General features: G+C 66.8%; 14 protein-coding genes. 13 read left to right on the forward strand and 1 reads right to left on the reverse strand.

All coding sequences use genetic code 11. From position 1 onward, the window contains the following. The 4 genes from htpX (at nucleotide 1) to KDK82_RS20560 (ending at nucleotide 2,203) form a co-directional block, all read left to right on the forward strand. Nucleotides 1-879, forward strand: coding sequence for a protease HtpX (htpX, locus tag KDK82_RS20545; RefSeq protein WP_013804154.1), 879 nt, complete (start codon nucleotides 1-3; stop codon nucleotides 877-879). A gap of 153 nt (nucleotides 880-1,032) precedes the next feature. After that, on the forward strand, nucleotides 1,033-1,290 hold the full coding sequence (locus KDK82_RS20550) for a type II toxin-antitoxin system Phd/YefM family antitoxin (protein ID WP_012203319.1): 258 nt from the start codon (nucleotides 1,033-1,035) through the stop codon (nucleotides 1,288-1,290). After that, the gene (locus KDK82_RS20555; RefSeq protein WP_063327248.1) at nucleotides 1,290-1,715 is read left to right on the forward strand and encodes a type II toxin-antitoxin system VapC family toxin; all 426 of its coding nucleotides are present in this window, start codon (nucleotides 1,290-1,292) and stop codon (nucleotides 1,713-1,715) included. The genes KDK82_RS20550 and KDK82_RS20555 overlap by 1 nt, the downstream gene beginning before the upstream one ends. Before the next feature lie 128 nt (nucleotides 1,716-1,843). Continuing rightward, the gene (locus KDK82_RS20560; RefSeq protein WP_034398157.1) at nucleotides 1,844-2,203 is read left to right on the forward strand and encodes a YXWGXW repeat-containing protein; all 360 of its coding nucleotides are present in this window, start codon (nucleotides 1,844-1,846) and stop codon (nucleotides 2,201-2,203) included. A gap of 1 nt (nucleotide 2,204) precedes the next feature. On the opposite strand, the gene KDK82_RS20565 is transcribed toward KDK82_RS20560, so the two are convergent. Continuing rightward, a complete protein-coding gene (locus KDK82_RS20565) occupies nucleotides 2,205-3,122 on the reverse strand; it encodes a LysR family transcriptional regulator (protein ID WP_012203322.1) in 918 nt (305 codons plus the stop codon). Nucleotides 3,123-3,400: 278 nt separating this feature from the next. Here KDK82_RS20565 and KDK82_RS20570 point away from each other — a divergent pair, with 278 nt between their 5' ends. The 9 genes from KDK82_RS20570 to KDK82_RS20610 all read left to right on the forward strand — a co-directional run bounded on the left by KDK82_RS20570 (nucleotide 3,401) and on the right by KDK82_RS20610 (nucleotide 14,643). Further along, nucleotides 3,401-5,518 carry a 3-hydroxyacyl-CoA dehydrogenase NAD-binding domain-containing protein gene (locus tag KDK82_RS20570; protein ID WP_088166064.1) on the forward strand — a complete coding sequence of 706 codons (2,118 nt, stop codon included), beginning with the start codon at nucleotides 3,401-3,403 and terminating at the stop codon, nucleotides 5,516-5,518. Nucleotides 5,519-5,626: 108 nt separating this feature from the next. After that, a complete protein-coding gene (locus KDK82_RS20575; protein WP_063327246.1) occupies nucleotides 5,627-6,808 on the forward strand; it encodes an acetyl-CoA C-acyltransferase in 1,182 nt (393 codons plus the stop codon). Nucleotides 6,809-6,974: 166 nt separating this feature from the next. Further along, entirely contained in the window at nucleotides 6,975-8,171 is a 1,197-nt protein-coding gene (locus KDK82_RS20580) for an acyl-CoA dehydrogenase family protein (RefSeq protein ID WP_088166065.1), read from the forward strand. Between the two features lie 20 nt (nucleotides 8,172-8,191). Then, a complete protein-coding gene (locus tag KDK82_RS20585) occupies nucleotides 8,192-9,328 on the forward strand; it encodes an acyl-CoA dehydrogenase family protein (RefSeq protein WP_088166066.1) in 1,137 nt (378 codons plus the stop codon). 16 nt (nucleotides 9,329-9,344) lie between these two features. After that, on the forward strand, nucleotides 9,345-10,145 hold the full coding sequence (locus tag KDK82_RS20590; protein ID WP_013804147.1) for an oxepin-CoA hydrolase, alternative type: 801 nt from the start codon (nucleotides 9,345-9,347) through the stop codon (nucleotides 10,143-10,145). Between the two features lie 42 nt (nucleotides 10,146-10,187). Next, entirely contained in the window at nucleotides 10,188-11,444 is a 1,257-nt protein-coding gene (locus KDK82_RS20595) for a CaiB/BaiF CoA-transferase family protein (RefSeq protein WP_043789948.1), read from the forward strand. 118 nt (nucleotides 11,445-11,562) lie between these two features. Further along, nucleotides 11,563-12,582 carry a tripartite tricarboxylate transporter substrate binding protein gene (locus KDK82_RS20600; RefSeq protein ID WP_013804145.1) on the forward strand — a complete coding sequence of 340 codons (1,020 nt, stop codon included), beginning with the start codon at nucleotides 11,563-11,565 and terminating at the stop codon, nucleotides 12,580-12,582. A gap of 65 nt (nucleotides 12,583-12,647) precedes the next feature. Continuing rightward, nucleotides 12,648-13,661 carry a tripartite tricarboxylate transporter substrate binding protein gene (locus KDK82_RS20605; RefSeq protein ID WP_034390425.1) on the forward strand — a complete coding sequence of 338 codons (1,014 nt, stop codon included), beginning with the start codon at nucleotides 12,648-12,650 and terminating at the stop codon, nucleotides 13,659-13,661. Nucleotides 13,662-13,668: 7 nt separating this feature from the next. After that, the gene (locus KDK82_RS20610; RefSeq protein ID WP_012203331.1) at nucleotides 13,669-14,643 is read left to right on the forward strand and encodes a nitronate monooxygenase family protein; all 975 of its coding nucleotides are present in this window, start codon (nucleotides 13,669-13,671) and stop codon (nucleotides 14,641-14,643) included. Nucleotides 14,644-14,817: the final 174 nt, after the last annotated feature.

Genomic DNA, 14,817 nt, shown 5'->3' on the forward strand with positions numbered 1-14,817 from the left:
ATGAAACGCATCGCACTTTTTCTTTTGACCAACGTCGCCGTCGTGGTGGTGCTGGGCATCGTCGCCAGCCTGCTGGGCGTCAACCGCTTCCTGACTTCCAATGGCCTGAACCTCGGGGCCCTGCTGGGCTTCGCCTTCATCATGGGCTTTGGCGGCGCCATCATCTCGCTGCTGATCTCCAAGCCGCTGGCCAAGTGGAGCTCGGGCGTGCACGTGATCAACGAGCCGCGCAACGCCGATGAGGCCTGGATCGTCAACACCGTGCGCGGCTTCGCCGACCGTGCCGGCATCGGCATGCCCGAAGTCGGCATCTACGAGGGCGAGCCCAATGCCTTCGCCACCGGCGCCTTCAAGAACTCGGCCCTGGTGGCCGTGTCCACGGGCCTGCTGGAAGGCATGACGCGCGAAGAGGTGGAGGCCGTGATCGGCCACGAGGTCGCCCACATCGCCAACGGCGACATGGTGACCATGACCCTGATCCAGGGCGTGATGAACACCTTCGTGGTCTTCCTGTCGCGCGTCATCGGCTATGCCGTGGACAGCTTCCTGCGCAAGAACGACGAAAGCAGCTCGGGCCCCGGCATCGGCTACTACGTGACCACCATCGTGCTGGACATCGTGCTGGGCTTCCTGGCCGCCATCATCGTGGCCTGGTTCTCGCGCCAGCGCGAATTCCGCGCCGACGCGGGCGCTGCCCAGCTCATGGGCCGCAAGCAGCCCATGATGAATGCCCTGGCCCGCCTGGGCGGCATGCACCCCGGCGAGCTGCCCAAGAGCGTGGCCGCCATGGGCATTGCCGGCGGCATCGGCAAGCTGTTCTCGACCCACCCGCCGATCGAAGAGCGCATAGCCGCGCTGCAGAACGCGCAGAACCTCTGATTCAGGATCAGGTTCGACACGCTGGAGCCTGCCCAGTGGGGCCCGGTCATCGACGGGGCTCCGCTTCCCGAAGCCCCATCAGAAATGCTTGTCCGGTGCTACATTTTTGCGAATGTAGTAACGTACAAGCATTTTCTTTGACGGAGGTGCGTCATGCAGATTTCGACCTTCAGCAGCCGTGAATTCAACCAGCATGTTTCCGCTGCCAAGAAAGCGGCCAGCGGTGATGACGTGGTCTACATCCTGGACCGGGGGCAACCTGCCCACGTGCTGATGAGCATTGAGAAATTCCGTGAACTGTCGGGGCAGACCCGGAACATTCTTCAATTGCTGGCCATGCCCGAGGCCGCCGATATCGATTTCGACATTGAGCGGACGAAGGATTTGCCGCGCGCCGTGGACCTGTCCTGATGTATCTCGTGGACTCCAACATCGTGTCCGAACTGCGCAAGGCATCGTCGGGCCGCGCGAACGATGGCGTTGTGGCTTGGGCGCAATCGGTCGCGGCCGAGTCCCTTTTCATCAGCGCGATCACGCTGATGGAGCTGGAGAAAGGCGTGCAGTTGAAAGCCCGGCAAGACCCGATTGCCGGGCAGGTGCTGCGCCGCTGGCTGGTGGAACGCGTGTTCACGGCCTTTCAGGGGCGAGTGCTGCCAGTGGATGCGATGGTTGCCATGGAAAACGCGGCCTATCACGTGCCTGCGCCGCGGCCGCTGGCCGACAGCCTGATCGCGGCCACGGCGAAGGTGCATGGCTTGTGCGTGGTCACTCGCAACATCAAGGATTTCGAGCCGTTCCATGTTCATGGAGTGCGCGTCTTGAACCCTTGGATGTAGGGCCCGTCTCAACCTCACGTACAGCCAGACTTGATCTTTACCCAGGCTTCACAAGCCCCTGTCAACAACCGGCAGGGGCTTTTTCGTTGTATCTGCATGGCCGCACTAAGCGCGGCCAGGAGTGCATCGTGAAGTCTGTATCGATTCAAACGCCGGGCCGTCGCCTGGTTCCGGCCCTGGTCCTGGCTGCCGCCACCGTGGCATTGACCGGCTGCGTGGTGGCGCCTGCCTATCCCGTAGGTCCTTCGGGCGAGGTGGTCTACGCGCCCATGGCGCCGCCGCCGCTGCAGACCGAGGTCATTCCGGTCGCTCCCTCGCCCGTCCATGTCTGGATCGGCGGCTCCTGGGGCTGGGGTGGGGGGCGCTATGCCTGGCGCCCGGGTTACTGGGCCGCGCCGCCGCACCCCGGCTATGGCTGGCGTCCACACGGCTGGGACCATGGCCCGCGTGGCTGGTACCAGCGCCCGGGCGGCTGGTACCGCCGCTGATTCAGGTGGCGGCAGCGTCGCCGCTGCCGCTGCCACCCTGGCCGGCCTTGGCCAGCAGGAAGTCGATGCAGGTGCGCACGGCCCGCGTCTGATGACGGTCAGGCAGGTACAGCAGGTACATGTGGGTGCCAAAGATGCTCAGTCGGTACTCCTGCAGGGTCAGTACCACCTCGCCGCTGGCCACCTTGTCCTGCACCACGTAGTCGGGCACCAGGCCCACGCCCAGGCCCGCCAGAATGCCCTGGCGCAGGAATGGGAAGTGCTCGGAGATCATGGTCGGCGCCAGCAGCACCTCCTGGCGGTCCGTGCCCTGGTAGGCCGACAGGCGCAGCTGGCGGCCCATCACTCCGGCCGTGATCAGCGGGCTGTTGCGCAGCTCGTACAGCGTGGTGGGCAGGCCGTGCTGCTGCGCATACTCGCGTGAGGCGCAGGCCACGTAGTGCACATTGCCCAGGCTGCGCGCAATCACCGACAGCGGCGGCTCCTGGATCACGCGGATGGCGATGTCCACCTCGTCGCGCAAATGGTCGGCGCGGTTCTCGAACAGCACATCCAGCACGATGCCCGGATACAGCCGCTTGAACTCGATCAGCCAGTCGCTCATCACGATCTGCCCATAGCCGCTGGGCACGCTCAGCCCCACGCGGCCTGCCATCCCCTGGCCCAGCGACGTGATCGTCTCGCGCGCCGACATCATCTCGTTCTGGATCGCGCGGCCATGCTCGTACATCCGCATCCCCACCTCGGTCGGCTCCACGCGCCGCGTGGTGCGCCGCACCAGCTGTACCCCCACCGATTTTTCCAGCTGCGTCAGGTGATAGCTCACATTGGCCCGCGTCATCTTCAGCTTGCGCGCCGCCTGGCTCAGATTGCCGCTATCGATGATTTCCACCAGCAGGGTCAGCGAGTTCAGATCCATTCAGTTCACCAAGCAAAACAGCGAGATCGAGCGCAAGAGCAGAGGGCATAAAACTGGCGCAACCCAAAGCGAGGGACACCGAGGAAGGGCCGTCCCGCACCGAGGGTGTCGTCCCCCTCCCCCGCGAAGCGGGTAGAGAGGGGGAAGCGGCGTAAGCCGCTCAGGGGGTTGTCAAATACGTTTTTACAGTCTGTCAATCATTCATGGGATTGTAAAGAACCATTGTCGTAGCAAGAATGGATGTTTTGAGTGGAAAACCCAAGTTCGGAGACATACAGATGAGCGAACAAGCCCAGGCTTCCGTGGTCCAGACCCGCCTTGATGGTGCCGTGCTGGTGGTCAGCATCAACAACCCCCCCGTGAATGCCCTGGGCCAGGCCGTGCGCGCCGGCCTGCTGGCCGCCGTGGAGCAGGCCGAATCGGATGCCGCCGTCAAGGCCGTGCTCATCGTGGGTGAGGGCAAGGCCTTCATCGCCGGTGCCGACATCCGCGAATTCGGCAAGCCCGCCATGCCGCCCTCGCTGCCCGAGGTGCTCAATCGCCTTGAAGCCTCCGACAAGATCGTGGTCGCCGCCATCCACGGCCCGGCCCTGGGCGGCGGCCTGGAAGTGGCCATGTCGGCCCACTACCGCCTGGCTTTGCCGGCTGCCAAGCTCGGCCTGCCCGAAGTCAACCTGGGCCTGCTGCCCGGCGCCGGCGGCACGCAGCGCGCACCGCGCCTGATGGGCGTGAAGGCGGCCGCCGACCTCATGCTCAGCGGCAAGCACCTGTCGGCCAAGGCCGCGCTCGCAGCCGGCCTGGTGGACAAGCTGGTGGACGGCACCGACGCCACGGCCGCAGGCCTGGCCTACGCCAACGAGCTGCTGGCAACCAATACCGCGCCGCGCCGCACGCGTGACATCGAGATTGCCGACAAGGCCGCCGCCCTGGCCGAACTCGACGCGCTGGCCGCCGACACCGCCAAGAAGAGCCGCGGCCTGTTCTCGCCGCTGAAGATCGTGGAATGCGTGCGCGCCGCCGTGGAGCTGCCCTTCGACGAAGGCATCGCCAAGGAGCGCGCCCTGTTCGTGGAATGCCTGAACAGCCCGCAGCGCGCCGGCCTGATCCACGCCTTCTTCGCCGAGCGCGAAACCGCCAAGATTCCCGAAGCCAAGGCCGCTGCGCCGCGCCACTTTGCCAAGATCGCCGTCATCGGCGGCGGCACCATGGGCGCCGGCATCACGGTGTCCGCGCTGGACGCGGGCCTCACGGTGACCATGATCGAGCGCGACGCCGAGTCCATCGCGCGCGGCCAGGCCAATGTGGAGAAGGTCTACAACGGCCTGATCGCCAAGGGCCGCATGACCGAGGAGGCCAAGGCCGCCGTCATGGCGCGCTACACGCCTAGCACCTCCTATGACGACATCAAGGATGTGGACCTGGTGATCGAGGCCGTGTTCGAGGACCTCGAAGTCAAGAAGGCCGTGTTCAAGGAACTGGACCGCGTCTGCAAGCCCGGCGCCGTGCTGGCCACCAATACCTCCTACCTGGACATCGACGCTATTGCCGCCGCCACCGCGCGGCCGCAGGACGTGATCGGCCTGCACTTCTTCAGCCCCGCCAACATCATGAAGCTGCTGGAGATCGTGGTGCCCGCCAAGGTGGCGCCCGACGTGGTGACCACGGCCTTCGAGCTGGCCAAGCGCATGAAGAAGGTGCCTGTGCGCGCCGGCGTCTGCGACGGCTTCATCGGCAACCGCATCCTGGCCGTCTACAAGCAGGCTGCCGACTACATCATGGAAGACGGCGCCAGCCCCTACGAGATCGACGAGGCCGTGCGCGGCTTCGGCTACCCGATGGGCCCGTTCCAGGTCACCGACCTGGCCGGCGGCGACATCGGCTGGGCCACGCGCAAGCGGCGCGCGGCCACGCGCGATCCCAAGGCCCGCTACGTCGAAGTGGCCGACCGCGTCTGCGAGCGCGGCTGGTTCGGCCAGAAGACGGGCCGTGGCTTCTACCTCTACCCGCAGGGCGCGCGCGTCGGCCAGCCCGACCCCGAAGTGCTGGCCATCGTCGATGCCGAGCGCGCCAAGAAGGGCGTGACGCCGCGCAAGTTCACCCCTGAGGAAATCATGCGCCGCTACATGGCCGCCATGGTCAACGAAGGTGCCAAGGTGGTGGAGGAGGGCATTGCCCTGCGCCCGCTGGACGTGGACGTGACCTTCCTGTCCGGCTACGGCTTCCCGCGCTTTCGTGGCGGCCCCATGAAGTGGGCCGACATGCAAGGTCTGGACAAGGTGCTGGCCGACATCCGCGAATTCGCCAAGGAAGACGCGCTGTTCTGGAAGCCCGCTCCCCTGCTCGAAAAGCTGGTCGCCGAAGGCCGCGATTTCGAAAGCTTGAACAAGGCGGCGTAGGCCGCCCCCGCGTTTCCCCGCCATGCCCTTGACCCGCTCCGTCCAACGCAGAGCGGGCAGGGCCGTGCACAACCACAACAATTTTTCAGAGACAAGCAAGGACCGACCATGCGCGAAGCCGTCATCGTTTCCACTGCCCGCACGCCCCTGACCAAGTCGCACCGCGGCGAGTTCAACGTCACGCCCGCCGCCCAGCTGGCGGCCTTCTCGGTCAAGGCCGCGGTCGAGCGCTCGGGCATCGACCCGGCCATGATCGAGGACCTGATCCTGGGCTGCGGCAACCCCGACGGCTTCCAGGGCCGCAACCTGGGCCGCCAGACCGTGCTGCGCGCCGAGCTGCCCCTGTCCATCGCGGGCACGACCATCACGCGCTTTTGCGCCTCGGGCCTGCAGTCCATCGCCATCGCGGCGGGCCGCATCGTGGCCGAGGGCGTGGACGCCATGCTGGCCGGCGGCATCGAGACCATCTCGGGCATCCGCCCCGGCAACAACCTGCCCACCGACATGGACCCCTGGCTGGTCGAGCACAAGCCCGCGCTGTACATGGCCATGATCGACACGGCCGACATCGTGGCGCGCCGCTACGGCATCAGCCGCGAGGACCAGGACGCCTTCTCGCTGCAAAGCCAGCAGCGCACGGCCGCCGCCCAGGCCGCCGACCTGTTCAAGGACGAAATCATTGCCTGCGCCACGCGCATGGCCGAGAAGAACAAGGACACGGGCGAGATCACCTACCGCGACGTGGTCGCCACCAAGGACAACTGCAACCGCGCCTCCACCACGTTGGAGGGCCTGGCCAAGCTGGAACCCGTCAAGGGCCCGGACCAGTTCATCACGGCCGGCAATGCCTCGCAGCTGTCCGATGGATCGTCGGCCTGCGTGCTGATGGAAGCCAGGCAGGCCGAGCGCCTGGGCCTGTCCCCGCTGGGCGCCTTCCGCGGCTTTGCCGTGGCCGGCTGCGAGCCTGACGAAATGGGCATCGGCCCCGTCTTCGCGGTCCCCAAGCTGCTGGCGCGCCACGGCCTCAAGGTCGAGGACATCGACCTGTGGGAACTCAACGAGGCCTTCGCCTCCCAGGCCCTGTACTGCCAGCGCAAGCTGGGCATTCCCAACGAGCGCCTGAACGTCAACGGCGGCGCCATCTCCATCGGCCACCCCTTCGGCATGACGGGTGCGCGCCTGGCGGGCCACATCCTGCTGGAAGGCCGGCGCCGCAAGGCCAAGTGGGGCGTGGTCACCATGTGCATCGCAGGTGGCATGGGCGCCGCAGGCCTGTTCGAAATTTATTGAATAAGCACCCCCTGAGCGGCTGGCGCCGCTTCCCCCTCTCTCGCTTCGCGGGAGGGGAACGACGCCCTTGCTGCGGGGCGGCCCTTGCTCGGCGTCCCTCGCTTAGGGCACGCCAATTTCAGGGCTGCAAACGGCTTACAACGCCACGGATTACTGGGGAATAGCAATGGATTTGCAATTTACGACTGAAGAACTGGCCTTCCGCGACGAGGTTCGCGGCTTCCTCAAGGACAAGCTGCCCGAGGACCTGTCGCACAAGGTCAAGAACGGCCTGCAACTGAGCAAGCAGGACATGGAGCGCTGGCACGCCATCCTCAACGAGCGCGGCTGGCTGGCCAACCACTGGCCCGAGCAGCACGGCGGCCCGGGCTGGAGCGCGGTGCAGAAATTCATCTTCGAGCATGAATGCGCACTGGCGGGCACGCCGCGCATCGTGCCCTTCGGGCTGAGCATGCTGGGCCCCGTCCTGATCAAGTACGGCAACGAGGCGCAGAAGGCCCACTGGCTGCCGCGCATCCTCAATGGCGCCGACTGGTGGTGCCAGGGCTATTCGGAGCCGGGTTCGGGATCGGACCTGGCCTCGGTCAAGACGTCTGCCGTGCGCGATGGAGATCACTACATCGTCAACGGCCAGAAGACCTGGACCACGCTGGGCCAGCACGCCAACATGATCTTCTGCCTGGTGCGCACCAACCGCGAGGCCAAGGCGCAGCAGGGCATCAGCTTCCTGCTGGTGGACATGAACTCGCCCGGCGTGGAAGTGCGCCCCATCATCACGCTGGATGGCGAGCACGAGGTCAACGAAGTCTTCTTCACCGACGTCAAGGTGCCCGTGGAGAACCTGGTCGGCGAGGAGAACAAGGGCTGGACCTACGCCAAGTACCTGCTGACCTACGAGCGCACCAACATCGCGGGCGTGGGCTTCTCGGTGGCCGGCCTGGAAAAGCTCAAGGCCGTCGCCGGCCGCATGCTGCGCAACGGCAAGTCGCTGACGCAGGACCCGCTGTTCGCGGCCCGCCTGGCCAAGGTCGAGATCGACCTGGAGAACATGAAGACCACCAACCTGCGCGTGATCGCCGCCGTGGCCGGCGGCGGCGTGCCGGGCGCCGAAAGCTCCATGCTCAAGATCCGCGGCACCGAGATCCGCCAGGAAATCCTGTCTCTGGTGCGCCGCGCCATGGGACCCTACGCCGCGCCCTTCATCGAAGAGGCCCTGCAGGCCGGCTACGACCAGCCTGCCATCGGCGACGCGGCTGCCGCCACGGCCGCCGCCGCGTACTTCAACTACCGCAAGCTGTCGATCTTCGGCGGCTCCAACGAAATCCAGAAGAACATCATCTCCAAGATGATCCTCGGCCTCTGATCCGGCAAGGAAAACGGAATATGAACTTCGAACACACCGAAGACCGCCGCATGCTGGCGGACAGCCTCAACCGCTTCGTCTCCGAGCAGTACGCCATCGAGGCGCGCAACCACGTCGCCTATGGCGAGGAAGGCCACAGCCCGCTGCTGTACGGGCAGTTCGCGGACATCGGCGCCATCGGCGCGCTGTTCCCGGAAGACGCTGGCGGCTTCGGCGGCCATGGCTTCGACATCAGCGTGGTCTTCGAATGCCTGGGCCGCGGCCTGGTGGCCGAGCCGCTGCTGGGCGCCCTGGTCGTGGGCCAGGCCCTGATCGCGGCTGGCAGCGATGCGCAAAAGGAACAACTGGCAGCCATCATCGGCGGCACGTCCATCGCTGCCCTGGCCCATGACGAGCCCGGCAGCCACTACGAGCTCAACAACGTCGCCACCACGGCCGTGCGCAGCGGCGACGGCTGGGTGCTGAACGGCGCCAAGGGCGTGGTCGCTTTTGGCGAGAAGGCCGACCTGCTGCTGGTCTCGGCCCGCACCTCGGGCAGCCAGTACGACGAGGCCGGCATCAGCCTGTTCCTGGTCCCCGGCAATGCCGCAGGCATCGCCAAGCGCGGCTACAACCGCATCGAGGGCGGCCGCGCGGCCGAGCTGGTGCTGGACAAGGTGCAGGTCGGCGCAGACGCCCTGCTGGGCGAAGAAGGCCGGGGCCTGTCCCTGCTGGAACGTGTCAGCGGCTACGCCGTGCTGGCGCTGACCGCCGAGGCCGTGGGCGCCATGGACGTGGCCAAGGACCAGACGCTGGAGTACCTGCGCACGCGCAAGCAGTTCGGCGTGCCCATCGGCAGCTTCCAGGCCCTGCAGCACCGCATGGCCGACCTGCTGCTGGAAGTGGAGCAGGCGCGCTCGGCCGTGATCAACGCGGCCGCCGCCATTGCGGACGAAGACCGCGTGGCGCGCGAGAAGGCCCTGTCGGCCGCCAAGTACAGCATCGGCCGCATCGGCACCCTGGTGGCCGAGGAAAGCATCCAGATGCATGGCGGCATCGGCATGACCTGGGAGCTGCCCCTGGCCCACTACGCCAAGCGCCTGGTCATGATCGACCACCAGTTCGGCGACGAGGACCACCATCTGTCGCGTTACATCGCACTCGGCTCGCAACACTGAGCCAAGGAAAGCCGCCATGACCGAAGCGAACCAAGTCCTGCTGACCCGCCGCGAAGGCGCCGTGCTGGTGCTGTCCAACAACAACGTGGCCGCGCGCAATGCGCTGTCGCCCGAGTTCTACGCGGCCGTCTCGGCGGCGCTCAAGAGCGCGGCGACCGACCCCACCGTGGGCGCCGTGGTGCTCACGGGCGAGGGCGGCCACTTCTGCGCGGGCGGCGACCTGCGCCAGCTGGCCAAGCGCCGCGAGCTGCCGGTGCAGGAGCGACGCGCCAAGCTCGAAGGCCTGCATGACCTGATCCGCAGCGTGCGCGACTTTCCCAAGCCCGTGATCGCCGCCGTCGAAGGCGCGGCGGCCGGCGCGGGCCTGTCGCTGGCCCTGGCCTGCGACATGCTGGTGGCGGCGAAGAACGCCGTGTTCTCGGTCGCCTACGTCAAGGTCGGCCTCACGCCCGATGGCGGCGCCACCGCCTTCCTGGCCGAGTTCGTCTCGCGCCAGGTGCTGACCGAGCTGTGCCTGACCGGCGAGCGCATCAGCGGCGAGCGCCTGCATGCCCTGGGCCCCGTCAACCGCCTGTCCGAACCGGGCCAGGCCCAGGCCGACGCCGTGGCGCTGGCCGCCCAGGTGGCCACCGGCCCCGACCAGGCCATGGCCCTGATCAAGGACCTGTGCCGCCAGGCGCCGCGCAACACGCTGGAAGAGCAGCTGGAGCTGGAGGCGCAGTACATGGTGCGCTCGCAGGAGAGCGAGGAATCGCGCGAAGGCATTGGCGCCTTCCTCGAAAAGCGCGCTGCTGACTTCACCAAGCTGCGCGGCTGAAACCGCTCAAGACCTAAAAGACTTTCCAAGGAGACAACGCACATGGCCGACAGCCACAACGATCAGAACCAGGACATCGACTTCCCGCTGGAGGGTGTGCGCGTGCTCGACCTCTCGCGCGTGTTCGCGGGGCCGCTGTGCGGCATGGTGCTTGCCGACTTCGGCGCCGAAGTGGTCAAGGTCGAGCACCCGGGCCGCGGCGACGACACGCGCGATTGGGGCCTGCGCATCGGCAAGACCGAGACCACCTACTACAACAGCATGAACCGCAACAAGCGGTCCATCACGCTGGACCTGCAGACCCCCGAGGGCGTGAAGATCGTCCACGACCTGCTGCCCCAGTTCGACGTGGTCATCCACAACTTCAAGACCGGCGGCGCCGAGAAGCTGGGCCTGGGCTACGAACAGCTCAAGGCCATCAAGCCCGGCATCATCTACTGCGCCGTGGCCGGCTATGACAGCAGCGGCCCCGAGGCCAAGCGTCCCGGCTACGACCTGGTCATCCAGGGCGAGGCCGGCCTCATGGCGCTCAACGGCGAGGCCGGCACGCCGCCGCTCAAGTTCGGCGTGGCCGTGGTCGACCTCATGACCGGCATGTACGCGGCCCAGGCCATCCTGGCCGCGCTGTTCCGCCGCGAGCGCACGGGCAAGGGCCGCCTCATCGAGATGGCGCTGTACGACAGCGGCATCATGATCACCGGCTACTACGGCCTGGATGCCATGCAGCTCGGCCACGACCCCGAGCGCTACGGCAATGCCCACCCCTCCATCGTTCCCTACGGCATGTACGAGGCGGCCGACGGCCCGCTGATCATCGCCGTGGGCAACAACGCCCAGTTCGACAAGTTCTGCCGCCAGGTGGTGATGCGCCCCGACATCGTCGAGGACGAGCGTTTCTCCACCAACGTCAACCGCGCCAAGAACCGCCTGGAGCTGGGCCCCATGCTCAAGGAACTGATCCGCTCCTTCCCGCGCGATCTGCTGCTGGAGCGCCTGACGGCCGCCGGCATCCCCTGCGGCCGCGTGGCCGGCCTGCACGAGGCCCTGACCAGCGAGCGCACGCGCCGTGGCGGCCTGCTGCGTGACATGCCCCACCCCGTGGTCGGCACCACGCCCGTGTTCGCGCCGCCCTACCGCCTGGATGGCCAGCGCCTGCCCATCCGCCATGCACCGCCCACGCTGGGCGAGGGCACGCGCGAGGTGCTGCACCGGCTGCTGAGCATGAGCGACGAGCAGCTGCAGCAGCTGCAGTCCAAGGGCGTGCTGACCCTGCCCGAGACCCCCGCGCAACAGGGATAAGAGGACCGATCACGCGACTGATTCCACGGGGGCCATTGATGCCCGGCTCCCGACCCGCCAGGTTTGCATGCCGCACCAAGACGGCACCCATAGACAGCAATACCCAGGAGACAAAACCATGAGCAACCAAGTCACACGCCGCGACATTCTTCAAGGGCTGGCCGCCATCGGCGGCACCAGCCTGCTGGCCACGGGCGCCACCAGCGCCCTCGCACAGGCCGGCAAGCCGGCAGCTTGGCCTACCAAGCCCATCCGCGTGGTCGTGCCCTTCAACGCGGGCGGCGCCACCGACATCATTGCGCGCACCATCGGCGAGGCCCTGGCCAAGCGCGTGGGCCAGCCCGTGGTCATCGACAACCGCGCGGGTGCGGCCGGCATCCTGGGCACGGACGCCGTGGTCAAGGCGCCCGCCGATGGCCACACCCTGCTGGTCTCGCTCAGCACCTCCATGCTGATCAACCAGTTCCTCTACACCAAGCTGCCCTACAACCCGCAAAAGGACATCGCCCTGGTCACCCAGATCGCGGCGGCGCCCGTCACCCTGGTGGTCCATCCCTCGGTGCCGGCCAACAACATGAAGGAGCTGCTGGCCTACGTGAAGGCCAACAAGGGCAAGCTCTCGTACGGCTCCTGGGGCGTGGGCTCGTATGCCCACCTGGCCGGTGCCTACATGAGCAAGACCATGGACGCCGACATGACCCATGCCGCCTACAAGGGCGAGGCGCCCATGATCCAGGAGCTGATCGGCGGCCAGCTGCAGATGTGCTTTTCCAGCGCGCTCAACACCAAGCCCTTCATCGACTCGGGCAAGCTCAAGGCCATCGGCGTCACCGGCAAGGAGCGCATGGAAATCCTGCCCAAGCTGCCCACCATCCATGAGCAGGGCGTCACCGACGACGCCTACGCCATCTACGGCTGGGTGGCCATGGGCGCACCGGCCGGCGTGCCCAAGGAGATCGTGGACCAGCTCTACGGCCACCTGCGCGAAATCGCCAAGGACCCCAAGGTGCTGGAGCGCACCGTGGGCGCAGGCTTCATGCCGCTGATGAACAGCCCGCAGGCCTTCCGCGAGAACTACCAGCGCGACATGCCGATCTGGAAGGCGCTGGTGGAGGAAGCTGGCGCAAAGCTTGATTGATTTTTCTGGCCCGCAGTAGCGGGCCGCCACCGACGACTGCTGAGACAGCTTTGAGAGGAGACTTCATGTACACGCGCAATCCCGCATCCCCGGCACGCCCCACGCGGCGCAGCGTTCTGGCCCTGGCCGCAGCCCCGCTGCTGGCCGGCCTGGCCGGCGGCGCCCTGGCCGAGACCGGCTGGCCCAGCAAGATGCTGCGGCTGGTCGTGCCCTTCCCGGCGGGCGGCCCCACCGACACGGCATCGCGCATCGTGGGCCAGAAGCTGGGCGAGCGTCTCAAGCAGACCGTGGTGGTGGAAAACCGCCCTGGCGCCTCCGGCTCCATCGCGGCCGTGCAGGTCGCCAAGAGCCCGGCCGACGGCTACACGCTGATGATGCTGGCCACGCCCACGCTGCTGGCGCCGCACCTGTACAAGAAGGCCGGCTACGACACCGTCAAGGACTTCACGCCCGTGGCCACGGTCTATGACCTGCCCATCGTCATCGTGGTCAATCCCACGCTGCTGCCCGATGTCACCGACCTCAAGAGCCTGATCGCCCACGCCAAGGCGCAGAAGGTCGCGCTCAACTACACCAGCTCGGGCGCCGGCAGCTTCGGCCACCTGAGCATGGAGCTGCTCAAGCAGATGGCCGGCTTCGACATGCAGCACGTGCCCTACAAGGGCGGCGTGCCCGCCATCACCGACACCATCGGCGGCCAGGTGCCCATCATGTATGCCGACCTCGTGGCCGCGCTGCCCCACATCCAGGCCGGCAAGCTGCGCGCCATCGCCGTGGGATCGCCCCAGCGCGTGGCCATGCTGCCCGACACCAAGACCATTGCCGAGCAGGGCATCAAGGGCTACGACGCCGTCTCCTGGGGCGGACTGCTGGCGCCCAAGGGTACGCCCAAGGCCGTGGTTGACCGCATCGCCAGCGAAGTGCAGCAGATCCTGGCCGACAAGGACATCCAGGAAAAGCTGCTCAACGCAGGCGCCATCGCCGCCTACCAGAACCCCGCCCAACTGGGCCAGCGCATCCAGCAGGACTACACGCGCTGGGGCCAGCTGATCCGCGACAAGGGCATTGCAGTGGAGTGACATCGACATGAAGACACGCATCACCGAACTCTTTGGCATCGAGCATCCCATCATCCAGGGCGGCATGCACCATGTGGGCCTGGCCGAGCTGGCCGCCGCCGTCTCCAACGCGGGCGGCCTGGGGCTGATCACGGGCCTGACCCAGCGCACGCCCGAGCTGCTGGCGCGCGAGATCGCGCGCTGCCGCGAGATGACGGACAAGCCCTTCGGCGTCAACCTGACCTTCCTGCCCTCGGTCAACCCGCCCGACTACCCGGGCTACGTCAAGGCCATCATCGAAGGCGGCGTCAAGGTCGTGGAGACGGCGGGCAACAACCCGCAGAAATGGCTGCCCGCGCTCAAGGAAGCCGGCATCAAGGTCATCCACAAGTGCACCTCGGTGCGCCATGCGCTCAAGGCCGAGGCCATCGGCTGCGACGCCATCAGCGTGGACGGCTTCGAATGCGGCGGCCATCCGGGCGAGGACGACATCCCCAATTTCATCCTGCTGCCGCGCGCGGCCGAAGAGCTCAAGATTCCCTTCGTCGCCTCGGGCGGCATGGCCGACGGCCGCTCGCTGGTGGCTGCGCTGGCGCTGGGCGCCGAGGGCATCAACATGGGCACGCGCTTCATCGCCACGCAGGAAGCGCCCGTGCACGACAACGTCAAGCAGGCCATCGTCGCGGCCAGCGAGCTGGACACGCGCCTGGTCATGCGCCCGCTGCGCAACACCGAGCGCGTGCTGACCAACCCGGCCACCGAGCGCCTGCTGCAAAAGGAGCGCGAGCTGGGCGCGGCCATCACCTTTGCCGACATCGCGCCCGAGGTGGCCGGCGTCTATCCGCGCATCATGCATGACGGCGACATGGACGCAGGCGTCTGGTCCTGTGGCATGGTGGCCGGCCTGATCAACGACGTGCCCACGGTCCAGCAGCTGATCTCCGGCATCATGGACCAGGCCCATGCACTGATCAACGAGCGGTTGGCCGGCCTGGCCCGCTGACCGCCCATCTTCACAGGGCTTACGCAAACAGGATGCGACAACGTGCTGCGCCCCATGGCAAGCCGCTTGCCTTGTTCCTTCTTGCGTAAGTCGTACTTCAAAAACCAGGAAAGAGCTTTCTCATGAAAATCCTTGTACCCGTCAAGCGTGTCGTGGACTACAACGTGAAGGTCC

Origin of the sequence: Delftia sp. K82 (assembly GCF_002193035.1) — a bacterium.
GTDB classification, from domain to species: domain Bacteria; phylum Pseudomonadota; class Gammaproteobacteria; order Burkholderiales; family Burkholderiaceae_C; genus Comamonas; species Comamonas acidovorans.

Coding starts and splice junctions, on each gene's coding strand:
- KDK82_RS20555 (WP_063327248.1), top strand. CDS start 1,290: ATGTATCTCGTGGACTCCAACATCGTGTCCGAACTGCGCAAGGCATCG.
- KDK82_RS20550 (WP_012203319.1), top strand. CDS start 1,033: ATGCAGATTTCGACCTTCAGCAGCCGTGAATTCAACCAGCATGTTTCC.
- KDK82_RS20565 (WP_012203322.1), bottom strand. CDS start 3,122: ATGGATCTGAACTCGCTGACCCTGCTGGTGGAAATCATCGATAGCGGC.
- htpX (WP_013804154.1), top strand. CDS start 1: ATGAAACGCATCGCACTTTTTCTTTTGACCAACGTCGCCGTCGTGGTG.
- KDK82_RS20570 (WP_088166064.1), top strand. CDS start 3,401: ATGAGCGAACAAGCCCAGGCTTCCGTGGTCCAGACCCGCCTTGATGGT.
- KDK82_RS20590 (WP_013804147.1), top strand. CDS start 9,345: ATGACCGAAGCGAACCAAGTCCTGCTGACCCGCCGCGAAGGCGCCGTG.
- KDK82_RS20605 (WP_034390425.1), top strand. CDS start 12,648: ATGTACACGCGCAATCCCGCATCCCCGGCACGCCCCACGCGGCGCAGC.
- KDK82_RS20580 (WP_088166065.1), top strand. CDS start 6,975: ATGGATTTGCAATTTACGACTGAAGAACTGGCCTTCCGCGACGAGGTT.
- KDK82_RS20595 (WP_043789948.1), top strand. CDS start 10,188: ATGGCCGACAGCCACAACGATCAGAACCAGGACATCGACTTCCCGCTG.
- KDK82_RS20575 (WP_063327246.1), top strand. CDS start 5,627: ATGCGCGAAGCCGTCATCGTTTCCACTGCCCGCACGCCCCTGACCAAG.
- KDK82_RS20585 (WP_088166066.1), top strand. CDS start 8,192: ATGAACTTCGAACACACCGAAGACCGCCGCATGCTGGCGGACAGCCTC.
- KDK82_RS20600 (WP_013804145.1), top strand. CDS start 11,563: ATGAGCAACCAAGTCACACGCCGCGACATTCTTCAAGGGCTGGCCGCC.
- KDK82_RS20610 (WP_012203331.1), top strand. CDS start 13,669: ATGAAGACACGCATCACCGAACTCTTTGGCATCGAGCATCCCATCATC.